This window comes from Sulfurimonas crateris, from assembly GCF_005217605.1.
GTDB lineage: Bacteria > Campylobacterota > Campylobacteria > Campylobacterales > Sulfurimonadaceae > Sulfurimonas > Sulfurimonas crateris.
Map to the genome: position 1 here is coordinate 23,754 of NZ_SZPX01000003.1, position 16,240 is coordinate 39,993.

Below are 16,240 nucleotides of genomic sequence, written 5' to 3' on the forward strand. Positions count from 1 at the left end.
ATAACTAATATAGATTAATACTACTTTGCTATAATGACAAAAAAATATTAAGGGTGTTTAATGAGTGTAGATGGTTCACTAAAAGCTTTTAAACAAGCGCAAGATTTAATTCCGGGGGGCGTTAATTCGCCTGTAAGAGCATTTAGCAGTGTCGGGGGGACACCTCTGTTCATAGCAGAGGGAAGCGGTGCTTACTTGACGGATATTGACGGAAACAGATATGTTGATTTTGTTCAGAGCTGGGGGCCTCTTATTTTTGGTCATAGAGATGAGGCAATAGAGAGCGCAGTTATAGATGCCGTAAAACATGGGCTTAGTTTTGGGGCTCCGACTCAGGCAGAGAGTGATTTGGCACAGCTGGTCATCTCTATGTTTGATTCAATAGATAAGATCAGATTTGTAAGCAGCGGAACAGAGGCTGTAATGAGCGCTATACGTCTTGCCCGCGGATATACAGGGCGTGATGATATAGTAAAGTTTACGGGGTGCTATCATGGACACAGCGACTCTCTTTTAGTCCAAGCGGGAAGCGGTGCGGCAACATTTGGAAATCCAAGCTCACCGGGCGTACCTGCGGATTTTACAAAACATACGCTCTTAGCAGAATATAACAATATTGAGAGCGTAAAGAAGTGTTTTGCCGACTCTAGCGATATTGCGTGCGTTATCATAGAGCCAATTGCCGGCAATATGGGTCTTGTTCCTGCAGATAAAGAGTTCTTGCATGAGCTAAGAGCGCTTTGTGATGCAAGCGGAACTCTTTTGATCTTTGATGAAGTTATGAGCGGTTTTCGTGCTACTATAAACGGTGCAGAGTCTATTACCGGTGTAAGACCTGATATCGTGACTCTAGGCAAGGTTATAGGCGGCGGGATGCCTGTGGGCGCATTCGGCGGACGTGCAGATATTATGGCGAAGCTCTCGCCTGAGGGACCTGTATATCAGGCAGGAACACTAAGCGGAAATCCTGTTGCAATGGCAGCGGGACTTGCGGCGATCTCAAAATTGAAGAAAAATGCACAGGTCATCTCTGTTTTAAACGAAAGAGCAAAAAGATTGGTTGAGGGAATGCGCAAAGAGGCTGAGTCTTGCGGCATACCTATGCAGATAGATACCAGAGGGAGTATGTTTGGCTTCTTCTTTAATGAGAAACCTGTTAAGAACTTTGCAGATGCATGCAACTCTGATGCCCAGCTCTTTGCCAAATTTCACTCTAAAATGCTTCAAGAGGGCTTCTACTTCGCATGTTCTCTTTATGAGACGGGATTCATCTCAACTGCTATTACGGACGAGATGATCGAAGATACCATTAAAGCAAGTGCGAAAGTATTTAAAGAGATAACTAACAATGCAAAATAGTGATAAAGAGGAGCAAAAAGCCCCTAGAATAAAGCCGATAATCGAAGCGGCGGACAGCCTCTCTTTAGGCATATCTATGGTTGTGGCCGTACTTATGGGTGTCGGTATAGGTATTTTACTTAAAAATTTAACCGGTGCAGCATGGACTCTTTGGATAGGTGTTTTTATAGGTATAGCAGCAGCGGTGCTAAATGTCTATAAAGCCTACTCAAAACAGTATAAAGAGTATGAAGAGCTTGCAAAACAGCCTCGCTATGCCGTAAAGAAAAAGCTCAAAGATGATGAAGATGAGGATGAGAGTGAAAAAAACTATTAAGTTTTTAGCTGTAGTTGAGTCTCTTATTCTTCTGACAAACATAATCTTCTTTGAGTTTTACATAAATCTTCAGATAGCCGCTTTAAGCAGCTTCTTTATAATTGCAGGCTCTGCTTATGCCTACAAAAAAATGGTAAAAGAGCAGATCAAGCTTGAGAATATAGATGAAAAAAGAGATACGCTTGATGAGATCGAAGATCCATATGAGCTTTATGAAAATTTTGAGGTAGATGAGAGACTGGCAGATGAGCTAGATATTAAAGCCATCGTCAAAGAAGAGAAGAAAAAGATTAAGATACTAAATATAAAAGATATAAAAAAGGGCTCAAGAGCAGGGGTTTCTCTCTTCAGGCTGGTTCCCTATCTCTTTTTGGTTTTAGGCTTTATAGCCCTAAGAAATAACGAACTATTGGATATATATATCTACCTTCCATCACTCTTGGTTGGAATTGTTGCCGGATATTTTTTTGCAAAAGAGCTATGAGGTGATCATAGGTATATTTATGGTTATCTTTTTTTGAATATCTATATAGAAGTTTGTATTTGCAGCTAGCGACTTTAGTTCACCGACTCTCTCTTCATCAATTTTCTTTGCGCTCACTTCGATAGAAAAAATACTGTACTTGTTCTTCTCAAACTTAATATGCTCTCCGACTCTGTAAAATATTTTTGTTGTTATCTTCTCATTTTTTTCATAGCATGAGTATATTTTATTTAATATCTTAATGAAGTTGTTTGAGTCGAGAATGATCTCCGGAATAGTAGGGTCAAAATCCTTTTCAAAGACTATTTTTGAGTTTATGGAGTTAGTGAGCATACAGAGATCAACAAGTGTATATATATTTGTCAATTCACCTATTGGCATTTGTGCATTTATCTTAAAAGATGGTGCCTGATAGAGCTTTATGCCTATTACATCATCATTTTCATAGCCTACGGTCAGTGCAAAGAATCTATAACGCCCGAATTCAAGTTCAACAAAAGTTGTTTTAAATCCAAATGAGACATTTGCATAGGTCGTAGCAAGGTTAAAAAGCTCTTCGGTGGTTATAGCACCTAGTAGAAACTGAGCTTCTGCGTTTAGTGAAATAATTTTCCCATTTGAGCTAAAGAGTATAAATGGATTATAATCATACTCTATCCACTGCTGCTCAAATGTCATTTGGTATTACTCTTCTATGTAGTTTTTAAGTTTTCGTCCGACTTTAGGGTGCTTGAGCTTTTTAATAGCACTCGACTCGATCTGGCGGACTCTTTCGCGTGTTACACTTAGCTCTTTTCCTATCTCTTCAAGTGTTCTGTCAGACTCATCATCCATAATTCCAAAACGGAGTTTTATAACCGCTTTTTCTCTTTCGTTAAGCTGCTCTAAAACATTCTCGATCTGAACTCTAAGATCATCTTTTAGTATAGAGTCAGAAGGCGAGAGTGATGATTTATCTTCTATGAAGTCACCAAAACGTCCATCATCTTCACTTCCGATAGGTGCTTCAAGACTGATAGGCTCTTTTGTGATCTTTATGACGTTTTTAACCTTCTCAACAGAGAGACCGACCTCTTGAGCGATGATCTCGACATCCGGCTCTCTTCCGTGCTCTTGAAGATGTTTACGCATGATCTTGTTTATGCGGTTTATAGTCTCGATCATATGGATAGGGATACGGATTGTTCTTGCCTGATCTGCAATTGCACGCGAAATAGCCTGACGGATCCACCATGTTGCATAAGTTGAGAATTTATACCCTTTTTGGTACTCAAACTTGTCAACTGCTTTCATAAGACCTATATTTCCCTCTTGTATCAAGTCGAGGAACGGAAGTCCACGGTTTGTATATCTCTTTGCAATAGAGACGACAAGTCTTAAGTTAGATTTTGCCATCTTTGTTTTTGATATTTCAGAGATGTTTTTACCGCGTTTTATCTGCTCTAGAATATCTGCTAGTTTTTCAGGTTCCATATCAAAGCTGTTTTTTGAAGCCTCTTTGGTCTGTACAAGCTTTTTGATCTCCATATATGTACTTACCATAGTAGCTTCAGGAACCATAGCAGCAATATCTTCTTTGTTTAGATCACAAATTTTTTCTACCAAGATCTTATGATTTGCTTTTAGCGTAGAGTTAAAGAGTGGAAGTTTATACTCTAATCTCTTAAGCTCTTTGTCGTAACCCTCATCACTCTTAAGTGCGGTCTCCATAGCTTTTACAAGTTCATTTATAAGCTTAGATGTAGGACCAAGGTCTAGCAGCTTCTCTTTTAGGATGCTTTTTTTGAAAGTAACCGATAAAAAGTAGTGGATAATATCCGGAGTAACTTCACCATCAAGGTTCTCAGGTGCCTTTTCAGTCAGTTTTACCCACTCTTTTTTCGCTTTTTCCAAAGCTTTAAAGCTTGTTGTGACTTTTTCAACCCTGCTTTTGTCTTTTACCGTCAGTGGCTTTTCCGCATCTTCATCATCGATGTCGTCATTGTCGTTGTCTGAGTCGTCGTTATCGTCACTGTCGTCATCTTTTTCATCTTCAAAGCTTTTAAATAGCTCTTTGACTCTTCTCTCACGGTTTATAAGAGGCTCTTTGTAATCTAAAATAAACTCTATTAGGTATGGAACCGAACAGATAGCGTCAATAATGATACTCTCTCCGCCCTCTATCTTTTTAGAGATCTCTATCTCTTCCTCCTTTGTTAAAAGCGGAATTTGCCCCATTTCACGTAGATACATACGAACGGGAGAGTCTGAGCGTGACCACTCTAGGAGTTCATGCTCTTTTAAGATGTCGAAGCTGTCCGTTTCATTGTTCTCGATCATCTTTCTTTGAGCGCTTCTTCTAGCCTCTGCCTCTTTGTCGTTTAGAAGCTTTGCATGCTCTGATGCCGTATAAATACAAGCTTTGTGCTTTTGTATAAGTTTAAATATATTTGCGGCTTGTGCATTTGTGGGCTGCTTGTCAAAAAGTTCTATTAAAGATTCGTAGGTTAGACACTCTTTTGGTTTTTGATTGGTAAAGAATGATTCGATAGCTTTGTTGAGTTCTTTAGCTGTCATATAAAATACACCTTGTTGGTCTATAAGATTTTTCAAAGGTGGATTATACCCAAACACTCTTAATCTCTCCTTGTTTTTATATTGGAACACACTTTGCTTTAAACTTGAAAATATTACTCAAAGGTACTTTATGCAGAGCGGATATTACTCAGCAGCAGCAGGTATGGTTACCCAGTTTAACCGTTTAGATACTATAGCAAACAACCTTGCCAACGTAAATACTGTAGGTTTTAAAGAGGACAATCTCATTGTTGGTGACTTTATGCGCCTATACAAAGAAGCAAGAGATGAACTCCCCAATGCAAACCACACTAAAGAGGCAGCACAGTTTTTAAATAGAGCAATGAACAAAGCTCCTCAAGTTGTTGATGCATATACAGACCACTCTTTAGGTGATATGCAAAAGAGTAACAACCCTTTAGATATGGCTTTATCAAGGGAGGGGCTTTTCTTTTTGGTAAAAACACCTGACGGAGTCAGATTTACAAGAGACGGATCCTTTACAAGAGACGATCAGGGAAGACTTATAACAAAAAGCGGCTACGAAGTGCTTCCAAGCGACTATTTTGAATCAAAACAGCCAATAGTATTAAATCAGGAAGATAGCATAATCGAGATAGATAAAAATGGACAGATCTATGCAAATGTGCCTAACAGTGCCAATTTTGCTCCAAATGCAAAACTATTTGTAGCACATCCTGACAATATAGCTTTTTTGAAAAAAGAGGGTGACAATCTCTACCGCTATGACGGCGAAGAGGAGTTAAAAAGCCTTGAAGAGAGCGGAGCCGTTATGCAGGGTTTTGTAGAGAAGAGCAATGTAAATGCCGTAAAGATGATGACACAGCTTATAGAGACAAACCGTTTGGTAGGGATGTATCAAAAAGCGATGGACACACAGATGAACGATATGAACCGCGATGCAATTGAAAAAATTGCCAGAAAATCTTAAGGAGTTTAGAACATGATGCAATCACTTTATACTGCTTCAACAGGAATGTTGGGAATGCAGACACAAATAGATACGACGGCAAACAATATTGCAAACGTAAACACTATCGGTTTTAAAAAGTCGCGCGCTGAGTTTGCAGACTTGATGTACAAAGTCATGGAGTACGCAGGAACATCCACAAGTGATGTTACAAAAAGCCCTACGGGAATTGAAGTTGGTCTTGGTGTCAGACCTACGGCAATAAACAAGATATTTTCAGAAGGTAGTCTGAAGCAGACTGACAATGAACTTGACGTAGCGGTAACCGGAAAAGGTTTTTTTAGACTTGAACTTCCTGATGGAACAGAGGTTTATTCAAGAAACGGTGCTTTTAAGATAGACGAGAATGGAACTATCGTAAACAGTGATGGCTACAGAATGGTCCCAGAAGTCGTTATTCCGCCTGATGCAACAAATGTAAGCATAGGAACCGACGGAACTGTAAGTGTTGTACAACCGGGGCAGACTCAGGCAACTCAGATAGGGCAGATTACGCTCACGAACTTCATAAATCCTGCGGGTCTTCACTCTATGGGAGACAACCTCTACATTGAGACCGACAGTTCAGGACAGCCTGTTGAGGGAACCCCCGGGCTTGATGGTCTTGGAGTTCTTAGACAGGGTTTTGTTGAGCTAAGCAATGTTGAGCTTGTCGTTGAACTTACAGACCTTATTACAGGTCAGCGTGCGTATGATTCTAACTCAAAGGTAATCACGACAAGTGATGAAATGCTCCAAACCACAAATAATCTAAAAAGATAATAAACTCCTAAAAGCAGCCTAATACTAATTGATATCAAGCTGCATTAATATAAAATAAGGCTCAAGATGAAAGAAGAATTTTTCGGTAATTTATATTTATTCTTTTCCTATAGTGCATCTGATATTTCAAAAATATTAGAAATAAATAACGACAAATGTACAAAAATTAGTGATTATTTAGATAAATTTGAATCACAGATTAATCTAGAAATCACTTCCACAACAAGCAGTTTGATTAAGAGAAAATATGTTGATGAATTAAATTTTTTTTATTTGGATGAAAATGAAAGTATTGAATCTAACAAAACTGAAACAGGAAAATTATTCGCAACATTTGATACTATTACTAATTTAGTGGTCGTAACAGTTGCTTTTTTTGAAACAAGTATTCCTATTTCTCATATACTTGATAGGCTTTCTCAAAATAATATTCAGATTTTTAAAGACGATAAAAAAATGCTATTAAGCGATTATTTACAAAATATGTATTGTCTAGAATACCATGGTAGCGCAAAGGCTTGTTTAACTACAAATAACTCGATAAACGATGAAATATACCCATATTATATAGCAAATGAAACTTTTGATTCATCGGTTATGTCAGCAACCTTAAAAGATGAAATATACGGAAAAAAATTACTTGAAAATCTTGCTCAATATAACAGTAGCGATATTTATTCAGGAAAAAATACAATAATAAGAATTGATAAAAGAGATTATAAAAAACAAAATAAATCTAGAATCGAAAGTGATATTATTTTTTTATTTATTATTGAAATATTGATGTTTAAAGAAACTGCTATTGAGAGAAGTAATAAAAAAATAATTAATTACTTAAATTCTAAAAAAGATATAGATTTAAAAATACTTGATAAACTTAATAGAGAGTTTAGTCAAACAATTCCTTTTTGGGATATAAAAGTGTTTAAATATATAGCTGCTCAAAATCTAGCAAACAAAATTGAGTCATCTTTTGGGCTAAACGAAAGATATGAAAATTATGAAAAAAATCAAAACTTTCTTCAGCACAAAATCAATATAAAACAAGCAATTGCGCAAGAACATGAAAGTAAAATTTTATTTACTATTGCTATTGTTCTTTTTATTTTTGAAGTTTATAAATTAGGTTCTGAGTTTATTGGCAAAAGTACTTCTTTATTTTTTTCAACATCTTTAATTTTAATTTTTTTAATTTACTGGGTTAATAAAAATAGGAAATTAAATGATGGATGAAATGCATAGAAAATTAGTCAATTTATTTGAGGAGTTTTACTTGATAAATTTAAGTAAAACATCTGCCATATCATTAATTGATGAAATTGTTGACAATTGTCATTCAGATATAAAATTATACAAGTATAAAAGAATTTTTTTTATAAAAAATATTATTTATAATTATAAATATAACAAATTAAACAAAAAGTACTATTTTGAAATTTGTTTATGGTACTACCGTATATTTGAAAATAAAAATAATAGTTGGTTAAATAAAAATTTAATAGATTTTTATCAAAACAATAAAAATTTTATTGAAATCTTAAAAATAGAGGATCTTGTAAGATATAAATGGAGTATGAATGATATAGTTTCTGATTCTGTGAGATTATCTGGTGATAATATTTTTAATTATCATAGTAGTGATAAAGAAATCAAATACTGGGTTCATATGAGAAGTAAAAACAAAGAACTTTTTCTTGCTCTTTTGTTTTGTGGGAAGATAATCGGTCATATTGGTGCTATAGTGATTAATAAAACTGAATATAATTTAATGAAAGAAGGTGTATTACATGAAAATGAATTTTCCCATGGAACTTCAGATATAAATATAGTTAAATATTTATATATCCCAACTATTGTCATTGAGTATAATTTTAGAAATCCATTTGTATTAAAAAATATAATTATAAATTTTTTTAAATTAATTAAACAATTTAATGAAAAACACAAATCAATTAAATCTATATTAACTAATGTCTACTCTGAAGAAGGAAAAAGTGTGGCTGAAAAACTTGGTTTTAAAGCTGTAAAAAAACACGTAGATGAAGGTATAGTCTATGAACTTGATGTTAGTTTTATGAATACAAATAAAAACATCCCATCCAGAATATTAGAAAAAATTTAATAATATTTATTTTAAATTTAAATTTAAACTTACGACAAAAACTCTTTATAAAACTAAAATTTCATTTTGGGTATAATCGCAAAATTAATTTAGTACTTAATTAGGAATTTATATGCAAAAAGCAAATATTAACGGCAAAGTTTGGAGATTTGGAAAAGATATTGATACAGATTTGATCATAGCAGCTCGTTATTTGAACACGTCAGTACCCGAAGAGTTGGCAAAACACGTTATGGAAGATGCAGACCCTGAGTTCGTCAATAAGATGAGCAGAGGAGACGTAATAGTCGCAGATGAGAATTTCGGCTGCGGAAGTTCCCGTGAACACGCTCCAATAGCTCTTAAAGCGGCAGGTGTTGCAGCAGTTATAGCTCCTACGTTCGCAAGAATCTTTTATCGTAACGCTTTTAATATGGGACTTCCTATATTTGAACTAAAAGAGAGCAGTGAGATTGCCGAGGGTGATGAGATAAGCGTAGATATGAACAATGGAACGATTACCAATAAAACATCAGGAAAAGTTTATAACTTCACGCCGATCCCTGCGTTTATGCAAGAGCTGATCGATGCAGGCGGACTTATGAATTTTGCACAAAATGAGATTAAAGGTAAATAATGAAAACATATAAAATCGCACTTATCAAGGGTGACGGAATCGGCCCTGAGATTATAGATGAAGCAGTAAAGGTTTTAGATGCCGTAGCTTCATGCTGTGATATAGAGTTCTCTTATGAAGAGGCTCTAATGGGCGGCTGTGCTTATGATATTACCGGTGATCCGCTTCCTCAAGAGACGATCAACATCTCACTAAACAGTGATGCTGTACTTTTTGGTGCGATCGGCGGTCAAAAATGGGATAATCTGCCTCGTGAGAAGAGACCTGAGAGCGGACTTTTAAGATTTCGTAAAGAGCTTGGCGTCTATGCGAACCTGCGTCCTGCAGTCGTTTATGATGAACTTGTAAATGCTTCATCACTAAAGCCTGAGATAGTAAAAGGCGTTGATCTTATGGTCGTTCGCGAACTGATCGGCGGCATCTACTTCGGTGAACCAAAAGGGCGTGACGAGAACAGAGGGTGGAACACTATGGTCTACACTCGTGAAGAGATCGTAAGAATTGCTCATCAGGCGTTTAAAATAGCTATGACAAGAAGCAAAAGAGTCTGTTCGGTAGACAAAGCGAATGTTTTGGATGTCTCACAGCTTTGGAGAGACGTAGTGACCGAGGTTGCAGAGGAGTATCCTGAGGTTGAGCTCTCTCATATGTACGTTGATAATGCCGCAATGCAGCTTATCCGCGATCCTAAGCAGTTTGACGTAATGCTGACAGGAAATATTTTCGGCGATATTTTGAGTGATGAAGCTAGTATGCTATCAGGCTCAATTGGACTCTTGCCTTCAGCTTCAGTAGGAGCAAAGATCGGTGTTTATGAGCCGATACACGGCTCTGCTCCTGATATTGCAGGGCAGGGAATCGCAAACCCAATTGCTACTATCTCATCTGCTTCAATGATGCTTCGTTATGCTTTGGGCGAAAATGATGCGGCTGACAAGATAGATGCAGCTATTAAAAGAGCTTTAAAAGAGGGTTACAGAACAAAAGACTTGGCTCAGTTTGATGCTAAAGAGGTCTGTTCTACAAGCGAAATGGGCTCTATTATCGCTAATTATGCGGCAAAATGAAAACACTTACCTTAGCAAATATCTATGAACTTCAAGGGCTAAAAGAAGAGGCTCTTGAGATATATAAAGAGATACTTAAAAAAGATCCCTCAAATAGTGACGCTAAGATCGCGATACGAAGACTCTCAGGCATGAGAAAGAAGTTTTTAAACGTAAATACCCAGATGAAAGAGTATTTTGTAAAGATGGAAGCAGACATTGAGTTTAATGAATTTGAAAGGTGGTTATTGAAACTATGGAACTAAAAGATGTAATCCTCTCTACTTTGGCGGAGATGGAGAGTGATAAGCCCCAAAAAAATATAATCAGTAACCCAAAACCTCTTAAGGAAGTTAAAGAGAAAATCCAAGAAGAGCAACAAGAAGAAGAAAAAGAAGAGATTAGAGTTGAAGAGGAGTCTGATCTTGAAGATGAGCAGACCCCAAACAATGAGCTCTTCTTCTTAAAATCTATGAGAGAGAGACTGCTTGTGCTTTTTGAAGGCTTTCAAGCTCCAAATAACACAAATATAGAGGCTAAGATAGATATGACGCTCAATTTTTTGGAGTATGTTCTAGTTACCATAGATTCAAGAGTTGAAGAGATTGAAAGAGGTAAGCGAAAATGAGTCAATACAGAGTCCTCATAGATGCAAATGATGAAAAAGGCTTGGTGCATAAAATATCAAGCGTCTTTTTTCAAAACGACTTAAACATCCTCTCAAACAATGAGTTTGTAGATAAAGAGAATAATAAATTTTTTATGAGAAGCGTTGTTGACGGCGATATCGTTTTAGACAAGCTCTACCAATCCCTGTGTGATGTTCTGCCGCAAAATGCTAACGTAGATGTGATAGCCCCTAAAAATAAAAATATAATCATCATGGCGACAAAAGAGATGCATGCTCTTGGCGATATTCTCATAAGACACGAAGCAGGGGAGTTAGAGGCAAATATATTGGCTGTTATATCAAACTACAGCGACTTGGAGTCTCTTGTAAGCAAGTTTAATATTCCATTCATCTGCATCTCTCATGAAGGTTTAAACAGAGAAGAGCATGAAAATAAGATTCTTAAGTGTTTGACAGAGTTTGAAGAGATAGACTATATTGTTCTGGCAAAATATATGAGGATTTTAACTCCTAAGTTTGTGGAGGTTTATGAGAACAGGATCATAAACATTCATCACTCTTTTTTGCCTGCTTTTATAGGTGCAAATCCTTATAAACAGGCTTATGAGAGAGGCGTTAAGATCATAGGGGCCACATCTCACTTTGTTAACAACAATCTTGATGAGGGTCCGATCATTGCCCAAGAGGTCATACACGTCGATCACGCTTACGGCTGGAGAGATATGCAGCGCTCAGGCAAGGATGTTGAAAAAGTAGTTTTATCCAGAGCTTTAAAGCTGGCACTTGAAGATAGAATATTTGTATATGAAAATAAAACCGTTATTTTTCAGGGATAGAGAATGTTTAACCTTGTTCTAGTAAATCCGCAGATACCAAACAATACCGGAGCAATAGGTCGTCTGTGCGTTAATGCCGGTGCATCTTTGCACATAATAAAGCCCATTGCTTTTGATATAGACGAAAAAGCGGTCAGACGTGCAGGACTTGACTATTGGCATAAGCTGGACCTTCATGTCTGGGAGAGCATAGATGATTTTTTTCAAAATAATAAAATAACAGACAATGCTTACTTTGCCACCACTAAAACAGACAAACCATACTTTGAAGCGGCATTTAAAGAGGGCGATTACATATTTTTTGGAAGCGAAACTGCGGGAATACCAGAGGCTATTTTAGATGCCTACAAAGAGCAAAATATAACTATACCTATGACCAAAGATGGCAGAAGCCTAAACCTGGCGATAAGCACAGGCATAGTTTTATATGATGCAATAAGACAGAACTACACCGCTTTTAAAGGACTCCTATGAGCACTTTTATAGATATAGTGATGATGCTTCTTTTTATACTTTTTATGGTCTTTATATTCGGAGGCTATCATAAGAGCAAATCCGAGCAAAGAGAGGCCGAAGAGAAAAAGTTAAAAGATAAAGAGAATACTCTTTAAAAAAACTTTTCTGCCCATCTCTCTAGGTTTTCTTCAAATTTATCAAATAAGCTCTGTACATTTTTTACTACAACTGTCATATTAAATCCTTTTGATTTTTGAATATATTACACATTTTTTTATCTTTATCTAAAAAACATTGCATTTTGTCATATATTTCTTTGACTAAATTGCAAAATTCAAATATAATGGTTCAATATTTGACAAAAAGGAAACGATATGAAAAATTTTCTTGAAATTGTTGAAGAGATAAAAAGCATTGTCTCTACAGAGTTTAACGGCAGAAAGATTTACGACAAAGATGTAGCTGACATACTTGGCATATCGCAAATGAATTTTGCAACTATGAAAAAAAGAAACAAGATCCCATTCGGTGAACTTTTAGATTTTTGCGCAACAAAGTCTATATCTATAAACTGGATCCTTTATGGGCAGTCGCCTGAGAGTCTGGTAGAGGCTACAAACAGATTTTTTATGGTCAAATACTTTGGCGATGTCAATGCGTCTGCAGGCGGTGGGGCAGATACAGACGAGGGAGAAGCACAGGGCATAGAGATCCCTCAAGAATTTGTTATGATGCTTGACGGAGAGAGAGAGCTTAAGAACATTGAAGCAATAAATGTTTCAGGAGACTCAATGGAGCCTACTTTTAGTTATAACGATATAGTCTTTATAAACAGAAGTAAAACTGACCTTCAAAGAGGAGGGGTTTTTACCATAAGAACTGATGGCGGCCTCTTTATAAAGAGAATTCAGAAGAGAATTGACGGGAAAATTGATATAATATCCGACAATCAAGTCTACTCGACACAGACCCTTGATCCGTCAGAAATAGAGGTGATCGGAAGGGTTGTGAGCAGATTTGGAAGTATTGATTAAAAAGGTTCTGTTTTGAGATATATTTTTTTACTTTTATCTATAACTATATTTGTCGGCTGTGCACCAAAAGAGAGTCAGCCAAAGAGTGAGAGCAGAGTAGAGGATACGGCTGAAGTTGAAGCCGTTGAAGATGTTGTATATCTGCAGGAAGTTCAAAAAGATCTCAAAAAGATAGAGATCAAAGAGGTAGAGATACATGACCTGCTCAATATACCTCAGGATGCAAGCTACTACGCAGAGAGTATAGAGAACAATAAAACCATTTATGATATTCAAAAAAAGTATGATAAGAACTATTTTAGTGTCTGGAATATTGAGAAGCCTCAAGAGGACCTAAAGTCTGTAATGTGGCCTTTTGCATCGTTTAAAGTCAATAAAAGTTACGGGGAGAACCTGCGTCTTTTAGAGGAGAGCTTCTTTCAACAAATGATAGAGAATGCAAACTTTAAAGCATATGGCACGATCAATAAAAAGGCTCTAACGCTTAAACATAGCAACATGAGAGCCTTTCCTACAATAAGACCGCTTTTAAAAGACCCTACTGCAGCGGGAGAGGGTTTCCCTTTTGATTACCTGCAAAACAGCTCAATACATGCAAATGAACCGCTTTTTATATCTCACTATTCAAAAGATAGAGAGTGGGCGTTTATATTTACAGGATACGCTTCTGGGTGGCTAAAGTCTAACGAGTTTGTAGTTTTAAAAGATGAGCATACTGATAAGTGGCAAAAAGCAAAAAAAGTCTCCATTACCGTTGAAGATAGCCCGATATACGATACCAAAGGAAACTTTTTATTTAAATCAAAAGTCGGCATGGTATTCCCGCTAATATCTGAAGAAAAAGATACATATACGATACTTGCCGTCTCATCATTTAAAAATTCAAAACCGCTCTTTTTAAAATCTAAAATATACAAAGATAAAGCGACAAAAGATCTACTCTCGCTTAATAAGAGTAGTCTAACATCTATTATAAACGAGGTTTCAAAAACAAACTACGGTTGGGGCGGAATGTATGAACAAAGAGATTGCTCATCTATGCTTAGAGATATGTTTACGCCCTTTGGTATATGGCTTCCAAGAAACTCTTACCAGCAGAGCAAAATAGGCAAGGTGATATCTCTTGAAAACCTCTCGGATGATGAGAAGATAGATACAATTAAAGAGAATGCTATACCATTCGAGACGCTTCTATATAAAAGAGGACACGTTGTCCTATATGTAGGAACTTATGATGATGAGATAGTGGTTTTTCATAATACATGGGGCATAAAGACAAAAAATGACAAAGATGAGGGCAGGGTAATAATAGGAAAGCCTATTTTTAGCTCTTTAAGACTTGGGCAATATCAAGAAAATTATGATGAAGAGGCAGAGATCCTCAAAAATCTGACAAGTATGAATATATTGACAAGATAATTTTGTAGTTTGTTGTTAGGCTTTTGTGTCTAAAAGAGAGCCTAACATCTCATCTTGCGTTCTTATAGCGGCTACATTTGCAGCTGTTACATCTTCAACTATTATCTGATCGGTAAGCTCTTTTGAGAGATCGGTCTGGCTGTTTGCAGATCCGTTGTCATCTGCTTTGCGCACATTTGGCGTAACGGTGTTCTCACTGCTCTGCATCCTTACATCAGTTGGCACGTACCTCTCGCTATTGACATTTGCTACGTTGTTGGCACTGCTGTTCATCATTGTCTGATGAGCCTGCAGAGATGATATGTTGCTAGAAATATTCATGAGAACTCCTTATGTTTTTGTTCATTTTAGTCTTATCAGACTGAAAAAACGATTACTTTAAAAAATTAAATTTTAGTGCAGCTCAGCGTTTAATTTAATCTCTCTTGTACTTCTTTGGGCTACATACTGACCATTTAGAGAGTTTTGTCTAAAATGGACTCCGTTAAACCCTGCAAGTTCTGACCCTTTCATAATATTTGAAAATGCCGCACCAGGATTAACCTCTTGAAGCTCTTTTATCTCTTCATCATTTAGATGAACTTTAGTTCCGGCAAAAATAGCCAGTCCGCCATCAATAATACAGCCATCACCAAGCGGAATACCGCAAGTAGAATTTGCTCCTAAAAGCGTATTTTTACCTATAGTTATCGGGTTGCCGTCTGTTCCGCTAAGAACACCAAGTATAGAAGCTCCACCTCCGACATCGCTTCCTGCTCCGACTATTGCAGAGCTTGAGATTCTTCCCTCTACCATTACAGGACCTGTTGTTCCTGCATTGAAGTTAATGTATGATGCTCCAGGCATTACAGTTGTACCTGCTGCAAGCTGTGCGCCGAATCTTACTTTTGAAGTATCGAGTATACGCGTATTGTCTGCAGGGATAATATGCTGCAGGAATCTTGGAAATTTATCTATAAAGTCAATATGCGGATATTCGTTTGATAGTTTTAGCTCGATCTCAAATTCACGAAGATAATCAAGCTCTATAGGCTGTCCGTTTGACCAAGCAACATTTGGCAGTGCACCAAACGCACCGTTTAGGTTTATGCTTCTTAGTTCAACTTTTGCCTGTGAGAGTGCGTATAGCTTTAAGTAAGTAGCTTCAACGCTTTGAAGCGGCTCATCTGCAAAGATAAACGTTACTTTAAACTCACCCTCTAAAGAGCCGCTGTTCATTATTTGGTTATATAGAGCGGAGACGACCTGAATATTTTTGTGAGCATCTCCGTAAGCTTCATCTGCATAAGGTGTGAACGCGTTCAAACAACTTTCTAAGAACAAAGCGTTTATGTTGCATACAACTTCACTCTCGTTGAAATCTATCTCAATGCCTTGCTCTTGCAGCGCTTGAATAAAAATAGCTGCACTCCCGAAGTTTTCATTCCAGTTAATAACAGGATAGGTAGCTTGAAGTGTTTTCGTAAGATTTAACTGCCCCATATCTACTCTGCATATACCAAATGCCAAAGGATCTTTATAACCCTTTGTTGATGATTTAATATTTTGAATAAGTGCCTTAAAAGCATCTGTAGTCTGAATGATTTCCATGAATTCTCGCTTAAATAATTTG

Annotated in this window: 20 protein-coding genes; 16 read left to right on the forward strand and 4 right to left on the reverse strand. The window is 36.8% G+C overall.

All coding sequences use genetic code 11. The annotated features are described in order from the left end of the window. The first annotated feature begins 60 nt into the window (after positions 1-60). Genes hemL through FCU45_RS04175 form a run of 3 tightly spaced genes read left to right on the forward strand, consistent with a single transcriptional unit; the run spans position 61 to position 2,159 of the window. Positions 61-1,359: a glutamate-1-semialdehyde 2,1-aminomutase gene (gene hemL / locus FCU45_RS04165; RefSeq protein WP_137012601.1), complete on the forward strand. Its 1,299-nt coding sequence runs from the start codon at positions 61-63 to the stop codon at positions 1,357-1,359. Continuing rightward, positions 1,349-1,675 (forward strand): AtpZ/AtpI family protein, encoded by a 327-nt coding sequence (locus FCU45_RS04170; protein ID WP_137012603.1) that lies wholly within the window; start codon positions 1,349-1,351, stop codon positions 1,673-1,675. The genes hemL and FCU45_RS04170 overlap by 11 nt, the downstream gene beginning before the upstream one ends. After that, entirely contained in the window at positions 1,659-2,159 is a 501-nt protein-coding gene (locus tag FCU45_RS04175) for a hypothetical protein (RefSeq protein ID WP_246032239.1), read from the forward strand. Before FCU45_RS04170 ends, FCU45_RS04175 begins: the two co-directional genes overlap by 17 nt. On the opposite strand, the gene FCU45_RS04180 is transcribed toward FCU45_RS04175, so the two are convergent. Beyond that, positions 2,154-2,837 carry a hypothetical protein gene (locus FCU45_RS04180; RefSeq protein WP_137012605.1) on the reverse strand — a complete coding sequence of 228 codons (684 nt, stop codon included), beginning with the start codon at positions 2,835-2,837 and terminating at the stop codon, positions 2,154-2,156. The genes FCU45_RS04175 and FCU45_RS04180 overlap by 6 nt on opposite strands. Positions 2,838-2,843: 6 nt before the next feature. Continuing rightward, on the reverse strand, positions 2,844-4,715 hold the full coding sequence (gene rpoD / locus FCU45_RS04185) for an RNA polymerase sigma factor RpoD (protein ID WP_137012608.1): 1,872 nt from the start codon (positions 4,713-4,715) through the stop codon (positions 2,844-2,846). Positions 4,716-4,845: 130 nt separating this feature from the next. Here rpoD and FCU45_RS04190 point away from each other — a divergent pair, with 130 nt between their 5' ends. The 13 genes from FCU45_RS04190 (at position 4,846) to FCU45_RS04245 (ending at position 14,628) form a co-directional block, all read left to right on the forward strand. Further along, positions 4,846-5,667: a flagellar hook-basal body protein gene (locus tag FCU45_RS04190; RefSeq protein ID WP_137012610.1), complete on the forward strand. Its 822-nt coding sequence runs from the start codon at positions 4,846-4,848 to the stop codon at positions 5,665-5,667. A 12-nt stretch (positions 5,668-5,679) separates the two neighbouring features. Further along, entirely contained in the window at positions 5,680-6,468 is a 789-nt protein-coding gene (gene flgG / locus FCU45_RS04195; RefSeq protein WP_137012612.1) for a flagellar basal-body rod protein FlgG, read from the forward strand. Positions 6,469-6,534: 66 nt separating this feature from the next. Continuing rightward, positions 6,535-7,701 (forward strand): hypothetical protein, encoded by a 1,167-nt coding sequence (locus FCU45_RS04200; protein ID WP_137012614.1) that lies wholly within the window; start codon positions 6,535-6,537, stop codon positions 7,699-7,701. Continuing rightward, on the forward strand, positions 7,691-8,590 hold the full coding sequence (locus FCU45_RS04205) for a hypothetical protein (RefSeq protein ID WP_137012616.1): 900 nt from the start codon (positions 7,691-7,693) through the stop codon (positions 8,588-8,590). Before FCU45_RS04200 ends, FCU45_RS04205 begins: the two co-directional genes overlap by 11 nt. A gap of 112 nt (positions 8,591-8,702) precedes the next feature. Beyond that, the gene (locus FCU45_RS04210) at positions 8,703-9,206 is read left to right on the forward strand and encodes a 3-isopropylmalate dehydratase small subunit (RefSeq protein ID WP_137012618.1); all 504 of its coding nucleotides are present in this window, start codon (positions 8,703-8,705) and stop codon (positions 9,204-9,206) included. After that, positions 9,206-10,273, forward strand: coding sequence for a 3-isopropylmalate dehydrogenase (gene leuB / locus FCU45_RS04215; RefSeq protein ID WP_137012620.1), 1,068 nt, complete (start codon positions 9,206-9,208; stop codon positions 10,271-10,273). Before FCU45_RS04210 ends, leuB begins: the two co-directional genes overlap by 1 nt. Continuing rightward, positions 10,270-10,518 (forward strand): tetratricopeptide repeat protein, encoded by a 249-nt coding sequence (locus FCU45_RS04220; RefSeq protein WP_137012622.1) that lies wholly within the window; start codon positions 10,270-10,272, stop codon positions 10,516-10,518. Before leuB ends, FCU45_RS04220 begins: the two co-directional genes overlap by 4 nt. Beyond that, positions 10,509-10,880, forward strand: a complete 372-nt coding sequence (locus FCU45_RS04225) for a CiaD-like domain-containing protein (protein WP_137012624.1) — start codon at positions 10,509-10,511, stop codon at positions 10,878-10,880. The genes FCU45_RS04220 and FCU45_RS04225 overlap by 10 nt, the downstream gene beginning before the upstream one ends. Further along, the gene (gene purU / locus FCU45_RS04230) at positions 10,877-11,719 is read left to right on the forward strand and encodes a formyltetrahydrofolate deformylase (protein ID WP_137012626.1); all 843 of its coding nucleotides are present in this window, start codon (positions 10,877-10,879) and stop codon (positions 11,717-11,719) included. Before FCU45_RS04225 ends, purU begins: the two co-directional genes overlap by 4 nt. 3 nt (positions 11,720-11,722) lie before the next feature. Then, complete coding sequence (locus FCU45_RS04235) at positions 11,723-12,193, forward strand: tRNA (cytidine(34)-2'-O)-methyltransferase (RefSeq protein ID WP_137012628.1); 471 nt, start codon at positions 11,723-11,725, stop codon at positions 12,191-12,193. Next, positions 12,190-12,330: a hypothetical protein gene (locus FCU45_RS11580; protein ID WP_170175826.1), complete on the forward strand. Its 141-nt coding sequence runs from the start codon at positions 12,190-12,192 to the stop codon at positions 12,328-12,330. The genes FCU45_RS04235 and FCU45_RS11580 overlap by 4 nt, the downstream gene beginning before the upstream one ends. A gap of 219 nt (positions 12,331-12,549) precedes the next feature. Further along, positions 12,550-13,209, forward strand: a complete 660-nt coding sequence (locus FCU45_RS04240; RefSeq protein ID WP_137012630.1) for a LexA family transcriptional regulator — start codon at positions 12,550-12,552, stop codon at positions 13,207-13,209. A 12-nt stretch (positions 13,210-13,221) separates the two neighbouring features. Beyond that, a complete protein-coding gene (locus FCU45_RS04245; protein ID WP_137012632.1) occupies positions 13,222-14,628 on the forward strand; it encodes an SH3 domain-containing protein in 1,407 nt (468 codons plus the stop codon). Between the two features lie 15 nt (positions 14,629-14,643). On the opposite strand, the gene FCU45_RS11630 is transcribed toward FCU45_RS04245, so the two are convergent. Together FCU45_RS11630 and FCU45_RS04255 are read right to left on the reverse strand one after the other, a co-directional pair. Next, on the reverse strand, positions 14,644-14,949 hold the full coding sequence (locus FCU45_RS11630; protein ID WP_188109191.1) for a hypothetical protein: 306 nt from the start codon (positions 14,947-14,949) through the stop codon (positions 14,644-14,646). Between the two features lie 72 nt (positions 14,950-15,021). Further along, the gene (locus tag FCU45_RS04255) at positions 15,022-16,218 is read right to left on the reverse strand and encodes a tetrahydrodipicolinate N-succinyltransferase N-terminal domain-containing protein (RefSeq protein ID WP_137012634.1); all 1,197 of its coding nucleotides are present in this window, start codon (positions 16,216-16,218) and stop codon (positions 15,022-15,024) included. Between the last annotated feature and the right edge of the window lie 22 nt (positions 16,219-16,240).